This window comes from Thermodesulfomicrobium sp. WS (assembly GCF_027925145.1).
Lineage (GTDB): Bacteria > Desulfobacterota > Desulfovibrionia > Desulfovibrionales > Desulfomicrobiaceae > Thermodesulfomicrobium.
In genome coordinates this window covers 627,091-646,669 of record NZ_AP027130.1, presented here as the reverse complement: position 1 = coordinate 646,669, position 19,579 = coordinate 627,091, and the positions used below count along the sequence as shown (strand labels likewise).

At 62.7% G+C, this 19,579-nt stretch carries 15 protein-coding genes; 14 read left to right on the top strand and 1 reads right to left on the bottom strand.

Annotated elements, in window-relative coordinates; all coding sequences use genetic code 11:
* Positions 1-56 precede the first annotated feature (56 nt).
* From QMF81_RS03140 to QMF81_RS03100, 9 genes are all read left to right on the top strand, one after another.
* Positions 57-1,310, top strand: a complete 1,254-nt coding sequence (locus QMF81_RS03140) for a DnaA/Hda family protein (RefSeq protein WP_281751935.1) — start codon at positions 57-59, stop codon at positions 1,308-1,310.
* Positions 1,311-1,320: 10 nt separating this feature from the next.
* Complete coding sequence (locus QMF81_RS03135) at positions 1,321-2,457, top strand: DNA polymerase III subunit beta (protein WP_281751933.1); 1,137 nt, start codon at positions 1,321-1,323, stop codon at positions 2,455-2,457.
* A 5-nt stretch (positions 2,458-2,462) separates the two neighbouring features.
* Positions 2,463-4,850, top strand: a complete 2,388-nt coding sequence (gyrB, locus tag QMF81_RS03130) for a DNA topoisomerase (ATP-hydrolyzing) subunit B (RefSeq protein WP_281751931.1) — start codon at positions 2,463-2,465, stop codon at positions 4,848-4,850.
* Between the two features lie 48 nt (positions 4,851-4,898).
* The gene (gene gyrA / locus QMF81_RS03125) at positions 4,899-7,319 is read left to right on the top strand and encodes a DNA gyrase subunit A (protein ID WP_281751929.1); all 2,421 of its coding nucleotides are present in this window, start codon (positions 4,899-4,901) and stop codon (positions 7,317-7,319) included.
* 14 nt (positions 7,320-7,333) lie between these two features.
* Complete coding sequence (locus tag QMF81_RS03120) at positions 7,334-7,855, top strand: helix-turn-helix domain-containing protein (protein ID WP_281751927.1); 522 nt, start codon at positions 7,334-7,336, stop codon at positions 7,853-7,855.
* A 7-nt stretch (positions 7,856-7,862) separates the two neighbouring features.
* Positions 7,863-8,747: a glucose-1-phosphate thymidylyltransferase RfbA gene (gene rfbA / locus QMF81_RS03115; RefSeq protein ID WP_281751925.1), complete on the top strand. Its 885-nt coding sequence runs from the start codon at positions 7,863-7,865 to the stop codon at positions 8,745-8,747.
* Between the two features lie 168 nt (positions 8,748-8,915).
* The gene (locus tag QMF81_RS03110) at positions 8,916-10,490 is read left to right on the top strand and encodes an ATP-binding protein (RefSeq protein WP_281751923.1); all 1,575 of its coding nucleotides are present in this window, start codon (positions 8,916-8,918) and stop codon (positions 10,488-10,490) included.
* A gap of 181 nt (positions 10,491-10,671) precedes the next feature.
* Positions 10,672-12,774: a molybdopterin-dependent oxidoreductase gene (locus QMF81_RS03105; RefSeq protein ID WP_281751921.1), complete on the top strand. Its 2,103-nt coding sequence runs from the start codon at positions 10,672-10,674 to the stop codon at positions 12,772-12,774.
* Positions 12,771-13,229 (top strand): 4Fe-4S dicluster domain-containing protein, encoded by a 459-nt coding sequence (locus QMF81_RS03100; protein ID WP_281751919.1) that lies wholly within the window; start codon positions 12,771-12,773, stop codon positions 13,227-13,229. The genes QMF81_RS03105 and QMF81_RS03100 overlap by 4 nt, the downstream gene beginning before the upstream one ends.
* Positions 13,230-13,268: 39 nt before the next feature.
* Here QMF81_RS03100 and QMF81_RS03095 read toward each other — a convergent pair whose 3' ends face one another.
* On the bottom strand, positions 13,269-13,874 hold the full coding sequence (locus QMF81_RS03095) for a flavodoxin family protein (protein WP_281751917.1): 606 nt from the start codon (positions 13,872-13,874) through the stop codon (positions 13,269-13,271).
* A gap of 178 nt (positions 13,875-14,052) precedes the next feature.
* Here QMF81_RS03095 and QMF81_RS03090 point away from each other — a divergent pair, with 178 nt between their 5' ends.
* Genes QMF81_RS03090 through QMF81_RS03070 form a run of 5 tightly spaced genes read left to right on the top strand, consistent with a single transcriptional unit; the run spans position 14,053 to position 19,569 of the window.
* Positions 14,053-15,603 (top strand): ABC transporter substrate-binding protein, encoded by a 1,551-nt coding sequence (locus QMF81_RS03090; protein ID WP_281751915.1) that lies wholly within the window; start codon positions 14,053-14,055, stop codon positions 15,601-15,603.
* A 60-nt stretch (positions 15,604-15,663) separates the two neighbouring features.
* Positions 15,664-16,641, top strand: a complete 978-nt coding sequence (locus QMF81_RS03085; RefSeq protein ID WP_281751913.1) for an ABC transporter permease — start codon at positions 15,664-15,666, stop codon at positions 16,639-16,641.
* Positions 16,641-17,558: an ABC transporter permease gene (locus QMF81_RS03080; protein WP_281751911.1), complete on the top strand. Its 918-nt coding sequence runs from the start codon at positions 16,641-16,643 to the stop codon at positions 17,556-17,558. Before QMF81_RS03085 ends, QMF81_RS03080 begins: the two co-directional genes overlap by 1 nt.
* Before the next feature lie 12 nt (positions 17,559-17,570).
* Positions 17,571-18,545: an ABC transporter ATP-binding protein gene (locus QMF81_RS03075; RefSeq protein ID WP_281751909.1), complete on the top strand. Its 975-nt coding sequence runs from the start codon at positions 17,571-17,573 to the stop codon at positions 18,543-18,545.
* Positions 18,546-18,558: 13 nt separating this feature from the next.
* Positions 18,559-19,569: an oligopeptide/dipeptide ABC transporter ATP-binding protein gene (locus QMF81_RS03070; protein WP_281751907.1), complete on the top strand. Its 1,011-nt coding sequence runs from the start codon at positions 18,559-18,561 to the stop codon at positions 19,567-19,569.
* Positions 19,570-19,579 lie beyond the last annotated feature (10 nt).

The following is a 19,579-nucleotide window of genomic DNA, read 5'->3' as shown; positions in this document are numbered from 1 at the left end:
TGCCGCATGCAGGCGTTCGGAAACCGGTGTTACGGCAATTATTGCTGCGAGTAAACATGACGACCCCAGACCTCCATACCTTGCGCGACAGCGTGCGCCAGGCGCTGCGGACCGTCCTCTCCGCGCCGGAGATGGAAGGGTGGTTCGACACCGTGGACTTCTCCCAGGAAGGGACCGAACTCTGCGTGCGCCTCCGCCAGCCGGACATGGCGCCCTGGTTTTCCGAGAGCGTCCTGCCGCTTCTTGCCCAAGCTTTCGCGCCGCACGGGATCACGGTGCGTCTCGCCCCTCAGGTACTCCCCTTTGGCGAAGAATTCCGGCTGGACGAATTCCTCGCCAACAGCAAAAACGCCTTTCCCCTGGCCTCGGCCCGGGAAGTGGCCGAAGACCAGAGCGCCCGCTTCAATCCGCTCACCGTGTGCGGCGAATCCGGCTCCGGCAAGACCTTTCTCCTGCGGGCCATTGCCAACGCCAAGGCCAAGCAAGGGCAGCGGATTCTCGCCAGCACCGTGGCCGATCTGGCCACGGAATACGACCGCCGCAGCGACGCCCGCTCCTGGGTACTCAGCCATGAGGTCTTCATCCTCGACGACCTCCAGGACCTGGAGTTCCACGACACGCTCCAAGGGGAACTCATCCTGCTCTTCGACCGTTTCCACGCACACCGGCGCCAGATGGTCTTCTCCTGCACCGGAACGCTTGCGGCCTGCAGCTTTCTCCAGCCCAAACTCCGCTCCCGCCTGGAGTGGGGGCTCATGATCGCCCTCAAGGCCCCGGACCTCGACGTGCGCCTCCAATTTGTCCACCGCTGGCGCCAACGCCATGGGCTGGCGCTCTCCCGCGACCGGGAGGTCCTGCTCGCCCAGCGGTTTACAGACATGCGGCTGCTCGAAGGGAGCCTGCTCAAGCTGCTGGCCTACACGGATCTCGTTTCTCCACAGATTTCCGACGACGAATTCTTCAAGATCCTGAGCTATTCCACCACACCGGCCCAAGCCGCCCCCATCACGACCCACGACATCATGGACGCCGTGAGCCAGACCTTGGGGATACGCCGCGAAGACCTGGTGGCCCATGGCCGCCAACGGACCATCACCTGGGCGCGGCATGTGGCCATGTACCTGTGCCGCAAGCACCTGCGCCTCTCGTACCCGGAACTCGCCCGGCTCTTTGGCGGACGGGATCACACCACGGCCATCTACGCCTGCCGCAAGGTGGAGAGCGACATGGCCCGAGACCCGGGGCGCAAAGCCCAGGTGCACGAAATCACCCGCCGCATCCGGCCCGCGTCCAGCCCTTCAACCGAGTAAGGAATGCCCCATGCTTGTGACCTTGCGTCAGGAAGACATCGTGGACGGCCTTCTCCAGGCCACCAGCATCACCCCCACCCGCACCGGCGCCGCCTACTTGCGCACCGTGTGGCTGCGCGCCGAAGACGGGACCTTGACCGTCTCCGCCACCGACTCCGCCTTGGAGTTCTGCGGCACATATCCAGCCGAAGTGGAACGCGCCGGCACCCTGGGCGCCCAAGGCAAATACCTGGCCGACCTGGTGCGCAAGCTGCCGCCCGGGCCCATGAGCCTGCGCGCCAACCCCGGAGAATCGGTACTCCACCTCACCCAGGGTCCCCGGTCCTACAAACTCGCGGTGAGCGACCCGGCCTGGTACCAGCCCACGACCCCATTCCCCCCGGGCCCGACCGCCCAGATCGACGGCCATGAGCTGCGTCACCTCCTCGACCGCATCCTCTTTTGCGTGGCCGACGACGACACCCTCGGCAGCATGACCTGCCTCAAGATCACCGCCCAGGACGAACAGGTGGAGTTTTGCGGCCTCGACGGCCTCAAGATCGCACTCGCCACCATCGAGCATCCCGACCTTGCCCAGGCCCTGGCCCCGGAGCTTCTGGCCCCCAAAAAGTATCTCCAAGACCTGCGCAAATGGCTGCCCGAAGGCCCGGTGGAAATCGCCCGCCAGGGGACCAGGCTCTTCGTGCGTACCCAGGACCGGCGCGAGACCATGAGCCTGCCGCTGCGGGACCTGCCCTTCTACGACTACCGGAACCTGCTTTCCTCGGTGGAGAGCAGCTACCAGGGCCACGTCACCGTGGACCGCGAGGAGCTCTTGGACTCTCTTGACCGCATCGCCATCTTTGCCACGGACAACAACTACGTGGCGGTGTTCGACGTGCAGCAGGAGACCCTCACCGTCTCCACCCCCGGCCACGAAACCGGGGCCGGGGTGGAACCGTTGCCGTGCCAGGCCCAAGGACAATTCGACACCTTCTCCCTGGCCGCCCGGCCGGTCATGGACATCCTGTCGCGCTTTTCGTCTTCCCGCATCACGCTCCACTTTGCCGATTACCGCTCGCTGATACGCATCACCGGCGCCGACGACCCGGGCTATAGCGTCTCCATCATGCCGGTGGTCATCGAAGAAGAAGTCTACTACGAATAAACGGTATGAGCACCTCCTACACCGCAAGCAACATCACTGTCCTGGAAGGCCTCTCTGCAGTCCGCAAGCGGCCCGCCATGTATATTGGCTCCACCAACAGCGCAGGCCTCCACCACCTGGTGTACGAAGTGGTGGACAACTCCATCGACGAGGCCATGGCCGGGTTCTGCACCCATATCCACGTGACCCTCCATCTCGACAACTCCATCACCGTGGCGGACAACGGCCGCGGCATTCCGGTGGACATCCATCCCAAGGAAAACCGACCTGCCGTGGAAGTGGTCATGACCGTGCTCCATGCCGGCGGCAAGTTCGACAACGCCACCTACAAGGTCTCCGGCGGACTGCACGGCGTAGGGGTGTCCGTGGTCAACGCCCTGTCCGAGTACCTGGAGGTGACGGTGAGCCGGGACGGCAAACGCCACTACCAGCGCTACGCCCGCGGCGTCCCCCAATGCCCGCTCAAGGAACTCGGGCCGGCGTCGGCCACCGGCACCGTGGTCCGGTTCAAACCCGATGAAGAGATCTTCGAGGAGACCGAATACCAGGCCGAAATTCTGGCCAAGCGCTTCGAGGAGCTGGCCTACCTCAACCCGGGACTCACCATCGAGTTCCACGACGAAAAGAGCCAGGAGACCCACCGCTACCACTTTGAAGGCGGCCTGGTCTCCTTCATCAAGAATAAAAACGGCGACGACGGCATTCACAAGGTGATCTCCGGCAAAGGAGAGGTGGACGGCATCTCCATCGACTTCGCGCTGCAGTATTCCTCCACCTACAAGGAAAACGTCTACACCTTTGCCAACAATATCCGCACCAAAGAAGGCGGGACCCATCTCATTGGATTCAAAACTGCGCTCACGCGCGCCATCAATACCTATATTGCCAACAGCGATCTCCCTAAAAAACAAAAGCAGAAAGTGTCCGGCGATGACGTGCGCGAAGGATTGACTGCAGTAGTCAGCGTGCGCATCCCCAATCCTCAATTCGAGGGACAGACCAAGACCAAGCTCGGCAATTCCGAAGTGGCCGGACACGTGGCTACCGTGGTCTATGAGCGCATCACCGCATTCTTCGGCGAAAATCCCAAAGATGCCCGTTTGATCATCGACAAGGTGGTGGATGCGGCACGTGCCCGGGAAGCCGCCCGCCGCGCCAAGGAGCTGGTGCGCCGCAAAGGGGCGCTGTCGGATCATTCGCTGCCCGGAAAGCTTGCGGACTGCCAAAGCAAAGTGGCGGAAGAATGCGAACTCTTCCTCGTGGAGGGCGACTCCGCAGGAGGCTCCGCCAAACAGGGCCGCAATCCCAAGTTTCAGGCCATCTTGCCCCTGCGCGGCAAGATCCTCAACGTGGAGAAGACCCGCTTTGACAAGATGCTCCAAAACAAGGAGATCCGCGCCCTCATCACCGCCATGGGCGCAGGCATCGGCGAGGAGGACACCGACCTCTCGCGGCTGCGCTACGGCAAGATCATCCTCATGACCGATGCCGACGTGGACGGCGCCCATATCCGCACCTTGCTGCTGACCTTCTTCTACCGCCAGTACCAGGAGCTCATCGAGTCCGGGCACCTCTATATCGCCCAGCCGCCCCTCTACCGGGTGCACAAAGGCTCCTTCGAGCGCTACATCAAAAACGAAGAGGAGATGACCCAATTCCTCCTTTCCCGTGCCGCCGAGGAAATCTCCTTGCGCCAAGGCGAGTGCTGGATCCAGGGAGAGCCGCTACGGGCACTCCTCCAGGACGCGGTGTTTCTGCGCGCCATGGCCCGGGAGCACGCGGGTCTCGGCATCCCGGAGCCCCTCTTTTTCACCTTGGTGGGGCACGGGATGACCTTGGACGGCGACGAAATCCGGTGTGGACATTTCCCTGAGGCCTTTACCGCCGCGCTGGCCGCGCGCGGCGTACGCCTCATGGTGGAGCACGAAGACGACCCCGCTGCTGCCGGCATGGAAGGCCGCTTCGTGGTGCGACTCTGGGAAGCGGATGGGCATGAGGTGCGCCTCGGGGCGGAGTTCTTCACCTCCAAGCGCTACCGCCGGGCCTTCGAGCTGGCCACCCGCATGGCCCAGGCCCACCCCGAGCCGGTGTTCGTTTTCCGCCACAAAGACGCCGAGGCCCAGGCCGACTCGCCGCTCACGTTTCTCGACGCCGTTTTTGCCGCGGTGCAAAAAGGCCTGAACGTGCAACGCTACAAAGGCTTGGGTGAGATGAACCCGGCGCAGCTGTGGGAAACCACCATGAACCCCGCAACCCGCACGCTCCTGCAAGTCACCATCGAAGACGCCGAAGAGGCCAACGAGCTCTTCGAAAAACTCATGGGCGACAAAGTCGAGCCGCGCCGGGAGTTCATCGAACGCAACGCCCTCGCTGTCCGCGATCTCGATATCTAAACGTTAGGAGTATCGGCCGGCCGTATTCCGGCCCCGCACGAGGCACGCATGTCCCAAATCAGTATCGAAAAAGAGCTCCAGCAAGCCTATCTGGAATATTCCTTGAGCGTCATCATCGGGCGCGCCATCCCGGATGTGCGCGACGGGCTCAAGCCCGTGCACCGACGCATCCTCTACGCCATGCACGAGCTGGGCAATACCTTCAACCGGCCGTACAAGAAGTCGGCCCGCGTGGTGGGTGACGTCATCGGTAAATACCACCCCCATGGGGATGCCGCCGTGTACGACGCCTTGGTGCGCATGGCCCAGGACTTTTCCATGCGCGAGCCCTTGGTGGACGGTCAGGGGAACTTCGGCTCCCTGGACGGCGACGCCCCTGCGGCCATGCGCTACACCGAAGTGCGCATGGCCAAGCTCACCAGCCATTTCCTGGCGGATATCGACAAAGACACCGTGGCCTTCCGGCCCAACTACGACAACACCCTCACCGAGCCGGAGGTGCTTCCCACCAAGGTGCCCAACCTGCTCATCAACGGGTCTTCGGGCATCGCCGTGGGCATGGCCACCAATATCCCGCCCCACAACCTCGGCGAGACCATTGCCGCCACCATCCATCTTCTCGACAACCCCGAGGCCAGCATCGAGGAGCTCATGGTCCACTTGCCCGGCCCGGACTTCCCCACCGGGGCGCTGCTGTACGGCCGCGAAGGACTGCGCGAGGCCTACCGCACGGGCCGCGGCAGCGTGCGCATGCGGGGCCGGGTGGAGGTGGAACGCCGCAAGGGAGATCTGGAAGCCATCGTCATCCGCGAGATCCCCTACGGGATCAACAAGGCAAACCTGGTGGAGCGCATCGCCGCCCTGGTGGGCGAGCGCAAGATCGAAGGGGTGGCGGATCTGCGCGACGAGTCGGACCGCAACGGCATCCGCATCGTCCTCGACCTCAAGCGCGGCACCGTGGCCGAGGTCCTCATCAACCAGCTCTACAAATTCACCCCCCTGGACACGGCCTTCAACATCAACATGCTCGCCGTGGTGGGAGGCCGCCCCAAACTCCTCACCCTCAAAGACGCCCTGGCCCAGTTTTTGGCCCACCGCCGCGAAGTCGTCCTGCGCCGCTCGCGCTTCGATCTGGAAAAGGCCCAGGCCCGCGCCCATATCCTCGAAGGTCTGCGCATCGCCCTGGACTTCATCGACGAGGTGGTGGCCCTCATCCGCGCCTCGGCCTCGCCGGCAGAGGCCAAGACCCGGCTCATGGAACGCTTCGGCCTCTCCGACGCCCAGGCCCAGGCCATCCTCGACATGCGCCTGCAGCGGCTCACCAACCTGGAGCGCGAAGCCTTGGTGCGCGAATATACCGAGGTGCTCCAGCGCATCGAGTATCTCCAAAGCGTCATCAACAACCCCGAGGTACTGCGCTCGGTGATCCGCGAGGAGCTCGCGGAGCTGCGCGACACCTTCGCCACCCCCCGCCGCTCCCAATTCCTGGAGCACGAGCCGGGGAGCATCGACGTGGAAGACATCATCCCCGATGAACCGGTGGTCATCACCATCTCCCAAAACGGCTACATCAAACGCACCAGCCTCGAGGTCTACCGCCAGCAGCGCCGCGGCGGCACCGGGGTCACCGGCGTGCAGGTGGCGGAAGAGGACTTCATCACCACCCTGATCACCGCCACCACCCACCAATGGATCAACTTCTTCTCCAACCGCGGCAAGATGTACCAGCTCAAGGTGCACCAGCTGCCGGAGGCCAGCCGCACGTCCCGCGGCAAGCACCTGGCGAACCTCCTTTCCTTGGATGACGGAGAGCAGATCGCCGCCGCCATGGCCTGCCGCGAGATGGAAGAAGGAAAATTCTACTTCTTCTACACCCGCCAAGGCACGGTGAAACGGACGGCGACAGAGCTCTACCGCAACGTCCGCTCCCAGGGGCTCATCGCCCTCTCCATGCGGCCGGAAGACGAGCTCGTGGGCGTGCTGGAAGTGGCGGAAGACGACGAGATGATCCTCGTCTCCCAAAACGGCTACTCCATCCGCTTCCCGGTGGCCGAAGTCCGCGCCATGGGCCGGGCGGCCACCGGCGTGCGCGGCATGCAGCTGCGCTCCGGCGACGGCGTGGTGGCCGGCGTGGTGGTGCCCCGGGAAGGGACCCAGGAGCTGCTCACCGTATCGGCAGGCGGCTACGGCAAACGTACGCCCCTTGCCCAATTCCGGGCCCAGTCCCGCGGCGGCATGGGGATTATCAACATGCGCATCACGCCGCGCACCGGCCCGGTGGTGGGCGCCTGCCTCGCGGATCCCAGCGACGCCATCGTGCTCCTGACCTCTGCAGGCAAGATCATCCGCATCAGCGCCGAGGACATCTCCGTGCTCGGCCGCGCCACCCAAGGGGTGCGCCTGGTGCGTTTGGAAGAAGGGCACGTGGTGGTGGCCTTCGACCTGGCTCCCGCCGAATCCAGCGCCTAACCGAGGAGGGCACCATGGACGGCCTCTCGCCCCGACAATTGGCCGAGCGACTGGGCATCAGTGAACGGCGGCTGCGGCGGCTCCTCAAGCGCCACGGCGAGCGTATCCCGCACCAGCGTGTAGGCAGGGTCCTGCGCTTTCCGCCCGAGGCCGAGGCCGTAGCGTCGGCCCTGCTGCCTGCATCACCGGGTCTGCCCCCTGCGGTGATCGCTCCGGCAGCAGCGGCCACCGAAGAGCGCCGCCTGCTCACCGACCTCATCCACACCCAGGCCCGCGTCATGGAACGCCTGGCCGCGGCCCTGGAGCAGCGCCCCACGTCCGTTGCCCAGGAGCAGCTCCCTGCTCCGGCCCACGATCTCGAAGCCCGCGTCCAATCCCTGGCGCACGAACTCGCCCGCCAAGGAGAGCGCATCCACTTTTTGGAGCGCGAGCTGCGCGAGGCCATCGCCGCCCTGCGGGAAGACATGGAAAAATGTCAATTTTGGTCCAAACGCCTCATGCTCCACCTGGCGAGCAAAAACCCACCAACCTCGTGAGGATTCCATGCGCAAAGGCATCATCCTGGCCGGCGGATCCGGCACCCGGCTCTACCCCGCAACCCTTGCGGTCTCCAAGCAGCTCTTGCCGGTGTATGACAAACCCATGATCTACTACCCCCTGTCCACCCTCATGCTCGCCGGGGTCCGAGACATCCTGGTTATCTCCACGCCCGAGGATACCCCTCGCTTCCAAAAGCTCCTTGGCGACGGCAACCAATGGGGCATCCATCTCTCCTACGCGGTCCAACCCTCCCCCGACGGTCTGGCCCAGGCCCTCATCCTCGCCGAAGACTTCCTTGCAGGCAGCCCCTGCGTCCTCATCCTGGGCGACAACATCTTCTACGGCCACGACATGCAGCGCCTGCTTGCCCGGGCCATGGCGCAGACCAATGGAGCCACGGTCTTCGCCTACCACGTGCACGACCCGCACCGCTACGGCGTGGTGGAATTCGACGCCGCAGGCCAGGTGCTCAGCCTGGAGGAAAAACCCGCCTGCCCCAAATCCAACTACGCGGTCACCGGCCTCTATTTCTACGACGAAAGCGCCCCAAGGCGCGCCCGGACCCTACAGCCATCGGCCCGGGGCGAACTGGAGATCACGGACCTCAACCGCCTCTACCTCCACGATCACCAGCTGCGCGTGGAGCTCATGGGCCGAGGATATGCCTGGCTCGATACCGGCACCTTTGAAAGCATGCTCGATGCCTCGCAGTTCGTGGCCACCATGGAGCGCCGTCAAGGGCTCAAGATCGCCTGCCCGGAAGAGATCGCCTGGCGCCACGGCTGGATCGACACCAAGGCCTTGCACGCCCTCGCCAAGCCCCTCGCCAAGAACGCCTACGGCCAGTACCTGCAGCGCCTGGTAAGCCCCGAGGCGTGCCGGGGCTAGGCAATTCCCACGCCTGCCCCGGAGAGGGATCCCCACGGAGGATACCCTCCCGGCAAGTTTGGCCCCCCTGCCCCCATTGCGAGCCCCCTGGAGACACCCCGTCGCTTTTGACTCCCCGCGCTCCTCGCGCTACTCTTTTTTCCATCCTGACCGCCAGGAGGCCTTTCCATGGAGCGCAAGAAACTGCCCATCGGCATCCAGACCTTTGCCAAGATCCGGCGCGAACACTGCTACTACGTGGACAAAACACCATTCGTGGCACGGCTCGCCGAAGACGGCGGCTACTATTTTCTCTCCCGCCCCCGGCGTTTCGGCAAATCCCTGTTTCTCGACACCCTGGCCGAGGCCTTTGCCGGGAGCCGGGAGCTCTTCACCGGCCTCTATCTCCAAGAGCATTGGGATTGGGATTCGCGCCATCCGGTGATCCGCATCAGCTTTGCCGAGGGCCGATTGGAGTGCCGGGCGGATTTGGACCGCCGTATCCGCGGCATCCTGCGCGAAAACGCCGAGCGTCTTCAGGTGGGGCTCGATGACCTGGACGACACCTCTGGCAGCTTCGGTCAGCTCATCACCCGTGCAGCGGAGAAGCACAAGCGCCAGGCCGTGGTGCTCGTCGATGAATACGACAAACCCATCCTCGACAACCTCACCGATCCAGACACGGCGCGGGCCATGCGCGAGGGACTGCGCAACCTCTACTCCGTGCTCAAGGGCCGGGATGCGGACCTGCGCTTCGTGTTTTTGACCGGAGTCTCCAAGTTCAGCAAGGTGAGCCTCTTTTCCGGGCTCAACAACCTCTATGACCTTACCTTGGATGCCTCGGTGGCCACCATTTGCGGCTACACTGAAGACGATCTGGACACGGTCTTTGCCCCGGAGTTCGCCGCGGCCGCCCAAGACGGCCAGCCTCTTTCCCGGGAAATAGTGCGCGCCTGGTACAACGGCTACCGCTGGGGAAGCGAAGCGAGCGTCTACAATCCCTTCGATGTGCTGCTGCTCCTGCGCCAACGGGAATTTCGCGCCTGGTGGTTCGAGACCGCCACGCCCACCTTTCTCGTAGAGTGGCTCATGCGCCACCAGTTTTTCACCCCGCGTCTCGAGCGCCTTTATGCCAGCGAGGCCCTGCTTTCGGCCTTCGACGTGGACCGCATCGAGCCCGAGGCCCTGCTCTGGCAGACCGGATACCTCACCATTCACGCTTCCCGACCCACCCCTGCCGGGCCGGCGTACTTTCTTGGGGTGCCCAACCACGAAGTCCGCACCGCCCTCAACGAGGCCCTGCTCACCGCCTGGCTGCCTGCGCCGACCCGGGTGCGGGAAGCAGGGCTCGACCTCTACGACTGGCTGGCCCAAGGCGACACCGAGGCCGTGCACGGGCATTTCCAGCGCCTTTTTGCGAGCATCCCGGCGGACTGGTACCGCAAAAGCCCCATCGCCCAGTACGAGGGCTATTTTGCCAGCGTCTTCTACAGCCACCTGGCCTCCCTGGGGCTTTCCATCATCCCCGAGGACATAAGCTCCCATGGCCGCTGCGACCTTGCCGTACGCTACGAACACACCGTCTGGGTGTTCGAATTCAAAGTGGTGGACGGCGAAGCCCCCACCGGCGCAGCCCTTACCCAGCTCCGGGCCAAAAACTACGCCGCCAAATACCGCGCCCCGGGGATCACCGTCATCGAGGTGGGCGTGGAGTTCAGCACGGCAAAACGCCAGATCGTGGGCTGGGAGGTGGCCTTGGCGTGATATCTACCGGGAGGACTTTTGACTCCCTACTTTCCGCACGCCTTCACCGATCACCAGACGCCACCTCCCCGCCGCCCCTTGCGGAAAAACGGACCTTGGAGCTAAAGAGAGGGACCAAATCCGTTGGCCGGGATCTTTCGGTCTCGCCTGCTCGTGCAACGCGTCAACGCGGGAGAAGCCCATGACAGCAACCACCTCTGTGTACAGTGTGTGCGGCATGTGCACCGTGCGCTGCCCCATCCAAGTGGACGTGCGCGACGGCAAGGCCGTGCGCATTCAAGGCAACCCCCATAGCGCCCTCAAAGGGGCATTGTGCGCCCGGGGCGCGGCAGGCATTGCCCTGGAGCGGGACCCGGAAAAACCCCAGACCCCTCTCATCCGCACCGGCGCCCGGGGAGAAGGCAAATGGCGGGCGGTCTCCTGGGATGAGGCCCTAGACTACGTGGCCGGACGTCTGGAATCCATCATGGGCCAGTACGGCGGCAGGTCCGTGCTCTGGTCCGATCGCGGCGGTCCTTTCGTGGATCTGCATCAGGCGTTTCTCCGCGCCCTGGGATCCCCCAACTACTGCAACCACGACGTCTCCTGCGCCCGCAACGTCCAGCACGGCGCGCAATCCGTGATGGGCATCGGACGCAAGATGGTGGTCTACGACTTCAAAAACGCCAAACACATCATCCTCCAGACCCGCAATATCATGGAGGCCATCAACGTCGCGGAAGTCAACGCCGTCTTGGACGGCATGCAATCCGGGGCGAAACTCACGGTCATCGATATCCGCGGCACCATCACGGCAAGCAAGGCGGACCGCTTCTTCCTCATCCGCCCCGGGACCGACTACGCCTTCAACCTCGGGGTCATCCATACCCTCATCACGGAAGGCCTCTTCAACGAGGCGTTCGTTGGAGAATACGTGACGGGCTTCGACGAGCTGCGTGCCTTTATCCAACCCTACACGGCGCAATGGGCCGCGGCGGAGTGCGGGGTGGCGGCGGCAGACATAGTGGCCTTTGCCCGGGAGCTGGCCGCCGCAGCCCCAAGCGTCATCTGGCACCCTGGCTGGATGGTGGCCCGCTACAACGATTCTTTCCAGGTGAGCCGCACCGCTTACATCATCAATGCCCTGCTCGGGTCCATTGGCGCCAAAGGCGGGCTGCCCTTTGCCAACACCCCCAAGGACGTCGGCCGCAAGGGACTGAAAAAATTGGTGGACCTCTTTCCCAAGCCGGAAGAGAAGCGCGCCGACGGCGTGGGCTGGAAGTACCCCCAATTCGATGCCGGCCCTGGCCTCGTCAACCTGGCCTACGACGCCATCGCCACCGGCGACCCTTATCCGGTCAAGGCGTACCTCTGCTTCCGCCACGATCCGCTCATGGCCCTGCCAGACCCAGAGGCAGTCCAACGCAAATGGGAAGGCTTGGATCTGTTGGTGAGCATTACCTTCTCCTGGTCCGATACGGCGTGGCATTCCGACGTGGTGCTCCCCCTTTCCACCTACCTGGCGCGCGAGAGCATCATTGCCAGCAAGTCCGGCCTCAAACCGCAGTTCTTCGTGCGCCGCCGCGCCCAAGAGCCCACCTTCGACTCCAAGGCCGAATGGGAAATCCTCTGCGGCCTGGCCCGGCGCCTGAAGCTTTCCGGGTTTTCCTTTTCCCGCATCGAGGACATCTGGGACTACCAATTGGAAGGCACCGGCGTCACCATGGCGGACTTCGCGGCCAAAGGCTTCGTGGAGCTGGCCGACGCGCCTCTGTACCGGCCAATAGCGCAGGTGACGCTTCCCACGCCCTCGGGAAAGCTCGAAATGGTGAGCGGCAAATGGGCCAAGGCCGGACAGCCGACCCTGGTACCGTACCAGTCCCCCGCTGCCCCGCCGGATGATGATATGTTCCGCGTGACCTTTGGCCGCGTGGGGGTGCACACCCAAGGGCATACCGTCAACAACCCCCTCCTGGCAGAACAGATGCCCGAAAACCGCGCCTGGATCCACACCGACCGGGCCGCGGCCCTGGGGATTGCCGACGGCGAGCTTGTGGAAGTGATCGCCAAAACCGGTGCGGTCCAGCGCCTGCGCGCCCTGGTCACCCCATGCATCCATCCAGAGGCCCTCTTCATGGTGCATGGCTTTGGACACCAACTCCCCGTGGAATCCCGGGCGTATGGCAAAGGGGCGGCCGACAATCGCTGCATGCCTGGAGGACTGGAACTGTGGGACAAGGGCGGCAGTGGCTTAAGCCTCCAGGAACATTTCGTGCGCGTGCGCAAAGTGGAGGGCAGTATATGAGCATCTACGTCATGAAACTCAACAAGGATCGCTGCATCAGCTGCAAGGCGTGCGAGGTCCATTGCAAGGTGAAAAACGATCTGCCCATTGGCATCAAATACGCGATGCAGACAAGTTGCGGACCAGAACTCAAAGACGGCAAGGTCGTCATCCGCACCGCATTTCGCAGCTGCTACCACTGCGAAAATCCCAATTGCGTGGAAGCCTGTCCCACTGGAGCCATGACCAAACGGGAGTCTGACGGACTCGTCTACGTGCAAACGGACATCTGCATCGGCTGCAAGGAATGCATCGAAGCATGCCCATGGCATATTCCAGTGTATTTCGAAGAACGCAATGTAGTTGGAAAATGTGACTACTGTATGGACCGGTTGGACTCAGGACTGCTTCCTGCATGTGTGACCTCATGCACGACCCATGCCCTGCGCTTTGAAAAAAAGAAATCGGCATCCTAAACTGTTCCGCCCCCAAACGGAGGCGGAACCCGGTGCCTGCTAGAGCTTCAGCACCGGGAACTGCTCCCGGTGCGGGGCAATGGCTGCCCCAAGCCAGGCGATGACCTGGCCGAGGTTGCGCATGTTGGCCAGCCCTTCGGCGTCGGAGAGGACCTCGCCCTTGTTGCGGCCATAGCCCAAGTTCCAATAGGAGGACCCGGGCACGATCACCTGGTTCATCAGGAACATGTGGTTGATGGTGTCGTAAACATGCGTACCGCCGCCCCGGCGCACCGCCACCACTGCGGCGCCGATCTTGCCCTTGAAGGCGCGGTCGTTGGCAATGGCCACCAGGCCAGCACGGTCAAGAAGGGCCTTCATCTCCGCCGATACATCGGTAAAATAGGTGGGCGATCCCAAGATCATGGCATCGGCGCGCAAGAGCTTGGGCATGATCTCGGCAAAGACGTCATCACGGAAGGCGCAGGCCCCATCCTTGCGTTCAAAGCATTGGTAGCAGGCCTGACACCCGCGGATCTTCTGCCCGCCCACCTGAATCAGCTCAGTCTCCCAGCCGGCCTCGGCCAAGGGTTCGAGCACATGACGCAACAAGATTTCCGTATTCCCCCCCTTCCGGGGGCTCCCATTCACAGCGACTGCGTACATACCTCCACTCCTCATGGTTGATGACGATTCCACACACGCAGTGATCCCAATGGGGCACCTCGCAAAACATGCCATAGTTGCCTTGACGGCGCAATTTGGCTAATTCCCCCATCCGCTTTGCCGGCTGGACGGGGCGGATGGGCCGCCCCACACAATAACCCCTTGCAGGAGGTTCCCTATGCGACGGTTCCCCCTTTTGCTGTTGGCGGCGATGCTTCTTGCCGTATCGCCGGCCATGGCCGCCCCCAAAGTGCTCCGGCTGGCCCTGGACTCGGACCCAGTATCCATGGATCCCCATGTGCAGCTCTCCGGCGGCATGCTCCAGTACTCGCACCTGGTCTTCGACCCCTTGGTGCGCTGGACTCAGGACATGCAGTTCGAGCCACGCCTGGCGGAAAAATGGGAGCGCATCGATGCTTTGACCATGCGGTTCCATCTGCGCCACGGGGTCAAATTCCACTCGGGCAACGAACTCACCGCCGAGGACGTGGTCTGGACGCTGAATCGACTCCTCCGGAGCACGGACTTCAAAGGCCTTTTCGAAGGCTTCTCGGCCAAGGCGGTGGACAAGTACACGGTGGATATCTCCACCCGCGAGCCCTACGGCCTGCTCCTCAACATGGCCACCTACATCTTCCCCATGGACTCCAAGTTCTACACGGGCACAGATGAGAAAGGTAAACCCAAAGACGCCATCGTCAAAACCGAGTGGTCCTTTGCCAATGAGCACGAGTCCGGCACCGGCCCCTTCACTGTGACTCTGCGCGAGCCTGGACAGAAGTGGATTCTCAAACGTTTCGCCGACTATTGGGACAAGAAGAGCGGCAACATCGACGAGATCATCCTGACTCCCATCCCCGAAGACGCCACTCGCGTGGCTGCACTCTTGGCAGGGGACGTGGACTTCATCGCACCGGTGCCGCCTCAGGACTACGACCGCATCGAGGCTGCCAAAAACGCCAAGCTCATCACCATGGACGGCACGCGCATCATCACCCTGCAGGCCAATATGAAACGCCGGCCGGAATTCCAGGATGTGCGGGTGCGCACCGCCCTCAACCTGGCCATCAACAACGAAGGCATCGTCAAACAGATCATGAAAGGCCGCGCCAAGGCCGCGGGCCAAAACTCGCCAGAAGGCTACGCCGGCTACAATCCGGCCCTCACCCCCCGCTACGACCTGGAAAAGGCCAAGGCCCTCATGAAGGAAGCCGGATATGAGAAGGGCTTCACGGTCTCCATGATCGCTCCCAACAACCGCTACGTGAACGACGAGAAGATCGCCGAGGCCGTGGTGGGGATGCTCGCCAAAATCGGCATCAAGGTAGAGCTCAAGACCATGCCCAAGGCCCAGTATTGGGACCAGTTCGATGCCCAGGTGGCGGATATCCAGATGATCGGTTGGCACTCGGACACGGAAGACTCCGCCAACTTCTTCGAGTACCTCAACATGTGTCCCAACAAGGAAACCGGCAAAGGCCAGTATAATTCCGCCAACTACTGCAATCCCAAGGTGGACGAGCTGACCATGGCCGCCAACAAGGAAACCGACCTGCAAAAACGCGCCAAGATGCTCCAGGAGGTGGAGGCCATCCTCTACAACGACGCAGCCTTCATTCCGCTGCACTGGCAGATGCTCTCCTGGGGCTGCTCGCCCAAGCTCAAAAACGCCGACAAAATCGTCAACGTGATGGACTTCCCCTACTTTGGGGACCTCATCATGGAATAACTCCACCCCTGTGACACTCGGGGCCTGGGGGATTTCTCCCAGGCCCGCCCTATCACGACTATGTTTGCTTTCGCCATCCGCCGTATTGTTCAAGCCATGTTCGTGATGCTGGTCATCAGCGTCCTGGGCTTCAGCATCAAGCAGTCCGTAGGGGACCCCATTCGTGAGCTCACGGGCATTTCGGTCTCCGAGACTGAACGGGAAGCCCTGCGCCAGCAATTGGGGCTCAACGACCCCTTTGTGGTGCAGTGGGCGCGCTTCGTCACAAACGCCGTCCATGGAGACCTGGGCAACTCATTCTACTTCAAACGCCCGGCCATGGAAGTCATTTTGAGCAAGGCGCCCGCCACCTTGGAGTTGGTGTTCGTCGCTTCCATCATCGTTATCGTCTTTTCCGTGCCCATTGGCATCTACGCCGCGGTCAAGCCCACCAGTTGGCTCTCACGGATATGCATGGGGGCGTCCATCGTCGGGGTCTCCATTCCGGTATTTTTGACAGCCATTTTGCTTATCTACGTCTTCTCGGTGCAACTCGGCTGGCTGCCCGCTTACGGGCGCGGAGAACTGGTGGAGATTTTTCCCGGCTGGCAGTCCGGGCTGGTCACCGCGGACGGGCTGCTCCACATCATCTTGCCGAGCATCGCCCTGTCCTCCATCATGCTGCCGCTTTTCATCCGCCTCATTCGGGCGGAGATGAAAGAGGTGCTCGAAGCCGAATACATCAAATTCGCCCGCGCCAAAGGATTGCGCGAACGGCGCATCCTCTTGGTGCACGCCTTCAAGAACACCCTGCTTCCGGTCATCACCGTGGGCGGTGTGCAGCTCGGCACCATGATCGCCTTCACCATCCTCACGGAGACCGTGTTCAATTGGCAGGGCATGGGCTCCATGTTCATTGAATCCATCAACCGCGCCGACACCTCGCTCACGGTAGCCTACATGGTGTTCGTCGGCTTTGTCTTTGTGGTGGTGAACACGGTGGTGGATCTCATCTACGGCCTGGTCAATCCCATGATCCGTATCGCGGGGAGGAAATAATGGGCTGGTGGCAACGGCTGCGGCGATCTCTTCTCGTCCATTCCTTTCTCCAGGACCCCCTGGCGGTGGGCAGTGCGGTCGTCCTTCTCATCCTCCTCGTCGTCAGTGTGGGCGCCCCATGGATTGCCCCCTACAATCCCTACGATCCCTCCTCCGTGGATATCTTAGACAGCGAAATCCCCCCCATTTGGATGGCCGGCGGGGACGCACGTTTCCTCCTCGGCACCGACACCCAGGGCCGTGATATGCTCTCCACCATGCTCTACGGCATGCGGGTTTCGCTCGTGATCGGCATCGGCGCCGTGGTCCTCCAGGCCGCCCTGGGGATCCTCGTAGGCATGGCCGCAGGCTATTTCGGGAAAAAACTCGACGCCTTCCTCATGCGGATGACGGATGTGCAGCTCTCCTTCTCCACCTACATGGTGGCCATCTTCTTCGGCGCCATCTTTCAGTCCGCATTTGGCATGGGCACCTATGAGCGCCTCGCCATTCCCCTGCTCATCGTCATCATCGGCGTGGCGGAATGGCCGCAGTACGCCCGCACCGTACGGGCCTCGGTCCTCGCGGAAAAGAAGAAAGAATATGTGGAGGCGGCGCGCGTGGGGGGACTGTCCACCAGTCGCATCATGTGGCGCCATATTCTGCCCAACACCATGACCCCAGTCTTGGTGATCTCCACCGTGCAGGTCGCCAACGCCATCATGTCCGAAGCGGCCTTGTCCTTCATCGGCCTCGGCATGCCCGTGACCCGGCCGAGCCTGGGCTCCCTCATCAAGGCTGGCTTTGACTACATTTTCAGCGGTTCGTGGTGGATCACCCTCTTTCCAGGCATCGCCCTGGTGGTGCTCATCCTCGCCATCAATCTTTTGGGCGACTGGCTGCGCGACTATCTCAACCCCAAGATCTACAAAGGATAACCTGCGTTTCCCATGAGCCACGAATCCTCGGCACTCCTCCAAGTCCGTGACCTGTGCGTCGATTTTCAGCTCCGCACCGGCCCTCTTCCTGCCGTGCGCCACGTCAGCTTCGACCTCGCCAAGGGCGAGCGCATGGGTTTGGTAGGCGAATCCGGGGCCGGCAAGTCCGTCACCGGGTTTGCCCTGCTCAATCTGGTGAGCAAACCCGGGCAGATCACCTCCGGATCCATCCTCTTTGAAGGCCAAGACCTGGCAGTCCTCTCTCCGGAAGCGATGCGCCAAATCCGCGGCAACCGCATCGCCATGATCTTCCAGGATCCCATGATGACCCTCAATCCAGTGCTGACCATCGGCACGCAAATGGTGGAGACCCTTCTCGCCCACTTCCCCATGAGCACCGCCGAGGCAAAGGCCCTGGCCCTGGAAAAACTGCGGCAGGTGGCCATCCCCTCGCCGGAAAAGCGCCTGCGCCAATACCCGCATGAGTTTTCCGGCGGTATGCGCCAGCGCATCGTCATCGCCATCGCCCTGCTCACCTCGCCGTCACTCATCATCGCCGACGAGCCGACCACGGCCCTGGATGTCACCATCCAGGCGGACATCATGGAGCTTTTGCTGCATCTGTGCGAGACCGCGCACATGGGACTTCTGCTCATCACCCATGACCTGGCCGTGGTCTCCCAGGTCACCCAAAAAATTGCCGTCATGTACGCCGGTACCATCGTGGAGATGGGTCCCACCGAGAGCATCATCCGCGCCCCCAAGCATCCCTACACCCAAGGGCTCCTCGCAGCCCTGCCGCAAAACGCCGCGCGCCGCGGTCGGCTCAACCAGATTCCCGGAACGATGCCCACGCTCTCCCGAATTCCTTCAGGGTGCCCCTTCCACAACCGCTGTCCCAAGGTTGCGGACATCTGCCGCACGACTCCTCCCCGTTTGCACCCTCTTGCCGACGGCACGGCAGTGGCCTGCCATCTCGTGGACTAAAAGGAGCACTGCCATGAAGACTGTGCTGGTAGAACTCCGTAACGTGGTCAAGCACTTCGATATTTCCGGCGGCTTTCTGGACCGTATCTCCTGGCAGAACGGCAAACTCACCCAACGCCGCACCATCGTCCATGCGGTCAACAATGTCTCCTTCTCCATCCATGAAGGGGAAACCGTCAGCGTGGTGGGAGAATCCGGGTGCGGCAAATCGACCTTGGCCCGTACCGTCATGCGCCTCTATCCGCCCAATTCCGGCGAAATCCGCTACCGGGGCGAACGCATCGACAATCTCTCCCGAAACCGCATGCGGCCATACCGCACCAAGATGCAGATGGTCTTCCAGGACCCATACGCTTCCCTCAACCCGCGCATGCGCATCCGCGACATCATCACCGAGCCCATCATCTTCCACAACCCGCATCTATCCGCGCACGAGGCCGCACAGCGGGCGGCAGAAGTCATGGAACAGGTAGGCGTCAACCCCGACTGGGGGGACCGCTTCCCGCACGAATTTTCCGGCGGCCAGCGCCAGCGGGTCTCCATTGCCCGAGCATTGGCCGTGGACCCGGAGTTCATCGTCGCCGATGAGCCCATCGCGGCCCTGGACGTGTCCATTCAGGCGCAAATCCTCAATCTGCTCATGGACCTTCAGGAGCAACGCGGCCTGACCTACCTCTTCATCAGCCACGACCTCTCGGTGGTGCGCCATATCTCCAACCGCGTGGCAGTGATGTACTTGGGGTGTCTGTGTGAGCTGGCGGACGCCGAAGAGATCTTCCAGGCCCCACGCCACCCGTACACCCAGGCCCTCATCTCCGCCATTCCCAAGATCGGCGCCACGGGCTTTTCCCATGTGAAACTCACCGGCGACGTACCCACGCCCATCCACCTGCCTTCCGGCTGCGTGTTCCACGGCCGCTGCCCCCACGCCCGGGAGCGCTGCCGCCAGGACATCCCGCGGCTCCACGCCCTGCCCTCCGGCACGCACGTGGCCTGCCACGGGGTGGAGGAGGGGTGGATATAAGTCCTGGACG

Bases quoted from the DNA above. Each gene is read 5' to 3' on its own strand.
- QMF81_RS03140 (WP_281751935.1), top strand. From the start codon at position 57: ATGACGACCCCAGACCTCCATACCTTGCGCGACAGCGTGCGCCAGGCG.
- QMF81_RS03135 (WP_281751933.1), top strand. From the start codon at position 1,321: ATGCTTGTGACCTTGCGTCAGGAAGACATCGTGGACGGCCTTCTCCAG.
- gyrB (WP_281751931.1), top strand. From the start codon at position 2,463: ATGAGCACCTCCTACACCGCAAGCAACATCACTGTCCTGGAAGGCCTC.
- gyrA (WP_281751929.1), top strand. From the start codon at position 4,899: ATGTCCCAAATCAGTATCGAAAAAGAGCTCCAGCAAGCCTATCTGGAA.
- QMF81_RS03120 (WP_281751927.1), top strand. From the start codon at position 7,334: ATGGACGGCCTCTCGCCCCGACAATTGGCCGAGCGACTGGGCATCAGT.
- rfbA (WP_281751925.1), top strand. From the start codon at position 7,863: ATGCGCAAAGGCATCATCCTGGCCGGCGGATCCGGCACCCGGCTCTAC.
- QMF81_RS03110 (WP_281751923.1), top strand. From the start codon at position 8,916: ATGGAGCGCAAGAAACTGCCCATCGGCATCCAGACCTTTGCCAAGATC.
- QMF81_RS03105 (WP_281751921.1), top strand. From the start codon at position 10,672: ATGACAGCAACCACCTCTGTGTACAGTGTGTGCGGCATGTGCACCGTG.
- QMF81_RS03100 (WP_281751919.1), top strand. From the start codon at position 12,771: ATGAGCATCTACGTCATGAAACTCAACAAGGATCGCTGCATCAGCTGC.
- QMF81_RS03095 (WP_281751917.1), bottom strand. From the start codon at position 13,874: ATGTACGCAGTCGCTGTGAATGGGAGCCCCCGGAAGGGGGGGAATACG.
- QMF81_RS03090 (WP_281751915.1), top strand. From the start codon at position 14,053: ATGCGACGGTTCCCCCTTTTGCTGTTGGCGGCGATGCTTCTTGCCGTA.
- QMF81_RS03085 (WP_281751913.1), top strand. From the start codon at position 15,664: ATGTTTGCTTTCGCCATCCGCCGTATTGTTCAAGCCATGTTCGTGATG.
- QMF81_RS03080 (WP_281751911.1), top strand. From the start codon at position 16,641: ATGGGCTGGTGGCAACGGCTGCGGCGATCTCTTCTCGTCCATTCCTTT.
- QMF81_RS03075 (WP_281751909.1), top strand. From the start codon at position 17,571: ATGAGCCACGAATCCTCGGCACTCCTCCAAGTCCGTGACCTGTGCGTC.
- QMF81_RS03070 (WP_281751907.1), top strand. From the start codon at position 18,559: ATGAAGACTGTGCTGGTAGAACTCCGTAACGTGGTCAAGCACTTCGAT.